At 58.7% G+C, this 2,866-nt stretch carries 4 protein-coding genes; 2 read left to right on the plus strand and 2 right to left on the minus strand.

Features of this window, described 5'->3' with window-relative positions; genetic code table 11:
- Positions 1 to 300, plus strand: a 300-nt coding sequence (gene rmuC / locus HF921_RS13100) for a DNA recombination protein RmuC (protein ID WP_215893992.1), incomplete at its 5' end; no start/stop codon positions are given.
- Between the two features lie 36 nt (positions 301 to 336).
- On the opposite strand, the gene ispH is transcribed toward rmuC, so the two are convergent.
- Positions 337 to 1,290, minus strand: a complete 954-nt coding sequence (gene ispH, locus HF921_RS13105) for a 4-hydroxy-3-methylbut-2-enyl diphosphate reductase (RefSeq protein ID WP_064219146.1) — start codon at positions 1,288 to 1,290, stop codon at positions 337 to 339.
- A 205-nt stretch (positions 1,291 to 1,495) separates the two neighbouring features.
- Here ispH and corA point away from each other — a divergent pair, with 205 nt between their 5' ends.
- Positions 1,496 to 2,461: a magnesium/cobalt transporter CorA gene (gene corA / locus HF921_RS13110; protein ID WP_064219147.1), complete on the plus strand. Its 966-nt coding sequence runs from the start codon at positions 1,496 to 1,498 to the stop codon at positions 2,459 to 2,461.
- Between the two features lie 10 nt (positions 2,462 to 2,471).
- Here corA and HF921_RS13115 read toward each other — a convergent pair.
- The coding region (locus tag HF921_RS13115) for an RsmE family RNA methyltransferase (RefSeq protein ID WP_215893993.1) at positions 2,472 to 2,866 on the minus strand (395 nt) is incomplete at its 5' end.

The following is a 2,866-nucleotide window of genomic DNA, read 5'->3' on the forward strand; positions in this document are numbered from 1 at the left end:
GAGAACGCCCGGGCGATCAGTGATCTTGGCAAAGAACTCTATGATCGCCTGAGCACGTTGGCGGGTCACTGGACGCGGGTAGGCAAGGGGTTGGGCCAGGCGGTAGAAGCTTACAACAAAGCGACCGGATCACTGGAGGGCCGTGTACTGATCTCGGCGCGCAAATTCCGTGACCTCAAGGCCGCGCCGGATAACAAAGAAATGCCCGCCATAGAACCCGTGGAACTGGCCCCGCGCATCCTTCATGCTGATGAGATCACTGGAACAGAGACAACGGACCCGCTCCCGGATCGGCGCTAACGTACACCAGTTCGCCCGGAAGCGGGACAACCAGTGTCAGGAGGCGTTTTCCCGCCGCGTCTGCGCCTGCACCAGTGCCAAGGGCAGACTGAAGGTGACTTTCTCCTCTACACCAGGCGTCTCTTTCGGAATCTGCGCGCCCCAGCTCTGGAGGGTGTCGATAATCTCCTGTACCAGGCTTTCCGGTGCCGACGCTCCGGCACTGATGCCGATTTTCTCCACACCGTCAAACCATTCACGGCGCAGCTGTTGCGCATCCTCAATGAGATGCGTCGGTGTCCCCAGCCGAGTACCCAATTCCGCCAAGCGGCTGGAGTTGGAGCTGTTCGGGGCGCCCACCACCAGCAGAATATCGACGCCGGGCGCCAGCAACTTCACCGCATCCTGCCGGTTCTGGGTCGCATAGCAAATATCGTCTTTCTTCGGCCCTTCAATCAGCGGGAAGCGTGCACGCAGGGCAAGAATCACTTCAGCGGTGTCGTCCATGCTCAAGGTCGTCTGGGTAATGTAAGCGAGCCGCTCCGGGTTGCGGGGCGCCAGAACCGCCACATCGGCGACATTGGAAACCAGATACATCATGCCTTCCGCGACCTGCCCCATGGTGCCCTCCACCTCCGGATGTCCGGCGTGACCAATGAGCACCATCTCCATGCCGTCCCGACTGTATTTCTTGACCTCCATATGCACCTTGGTCACCAGTGGGCAGGTGGCATCAAAGACGCTCAGCCCTCTTGCCGCCGCATTCTGGCGGACCATGATGGGCACGCCATGGGCGCTGAAGATCACCGTCGCCGCGTCCGGCACTTCATCCAGCTCTTCGACAAAAATGGCGCCACGGGCGCGCAGATCTTCGACGACATGACGGTTGTGAACGACCTCATGCCGCACATAGATGGGCGCGCCAAAAAGCTCCAACGCACGATCGACGATCTGGATCGCGCGATTGACTCCGGCGCAAAATCCACGCGGATTCGCCAATAAAATTTCCATGCTGAGATTCCCAAAATTAATCAGCTTCGATGTTCTATCCTGCCGCCCGCCCTGTCAACCACCGCGAACTGACTATTCCGGCAGGGAGCCTACCTGTGCGGGGCACGGGTGTAACCGCAGGTCTGATGCGTAGTATCATGAAAACAGGGCTTATATCTCCGGCCTGTTTTTTAAGGCGGATCATTCCCATCTGAGGACTGAACGGATGCTCATCAACTGCGTAGTGTATAACGATGGCCGCAAACAAGCGGATATTCCTCTCGAAGAGATTTCAGCGCACTTACACCAGCCCGATAACTTTGTCTGGGTGGCGCTGCAAGACGCCAACGAAGAAGAATTGCGCGCCATGCAGGAGCAGTTCGGGCTGCATGAACTGGCTGTAGAGGATGTCCTTAACGGGATACAGCGGCCCAAGGTCGAGGAGTATGACGAGCACCTTTTTGTCTACCTGCAAGTGCCTGCCTACCATGGCGGGAAGGTGCATATCGGTCAGATCAGCATTTTTGTCGGACCCGATTTCGTGCTTTCGGTACGCCAGAACTGCGAACAGACCTTACTGGGGGTGCGCGAGCGCGCGGAACGGGAACCGCATCTGCTCAAATATGGCTCTGTCTATGTGATGTATGCCCTTTCGGACGCCGTTGTGGATCTCTTCTTCCCCGTGGTAGATGCCCTGGATGATGAACTGGAACAACTGGAAACCGCCATGTTTCATAATCAGGAAACCCGCAAAAACATGGAGCGGCTCTACGAGATTAAATACAAGGTCAACGTGCTGCGTCACGCCCTCCTGCCCCTGGCCGATGGTTTCAGCAAACTCTACGGGGGTCGGGTTCCGGCGCTGGTGGGCGATGCCGAAAACTACTTCCGCGATGTCCATGATCACATCATGCTGCTCAACAGCCAGTTGGACTCCATGCGCGACACCATTTCCACCGCCATTCAGGTGAATCTCTCCCTCATCACCATTGACCACGGGGAAGTCAACAAAAAGCTCGCCGCCTGGGGTGCCATCCTGGTGCTCACCACCATTTTTACGGGCATCTGGGGCATGAACTTTAAGTACATGCCGGAATTACACTGGAAATTCGGTTACCCGCTGGCGTTGCTCATCATGGCCAGTTGCGCCATTTATCTTTATCGACATTTCAAGAAGACAGGCTGGATCTGACGGGGGCGACTCAAAGGTCGCCCCACAACGCCTGGGCGACGGCGATGGCGGCGATGGCGGCGGTCTCCGCGCGCAGGATGCGTGGTCCCATGCGCAACAAGCGAAAACCGTGGACCCGCGCGGCGGCCACCTCCTCCGCTGCCAACCCACCCTCAGGGCCACTGAGCAGGGTAATTTCCGGCCCCGGAGGGGCGATGCCAGCAAATCGCTCGCCCTCCCCCGGATCCAGCACAAAAGCGGCTCCCCGCACGGCGCCCCATGCCGCCTCCAAAGCGACCGGCGGGGCCAGCTCAGGAATGGTCGTGGCGCCACTTTGCTCACAGGCGGCAATGATGATGTCCCGCCAGCGCGCCAGACGCTTGCCTTCGCGCGCTTCACTCAGTTGCACTACCCCATGGCGGCAGG

It is taken from the genome of Acidithiobacillus ferriphilus, from assembly GCF_018854775.1.
Classification (GTDB): Bacteria; Pseudomonadota; Gammaproteobacteria; order Acidithiobacillales; family Acidithiobacillaceae; genus Acidithiobacillus; species Acidithiobacillus ferriphilus.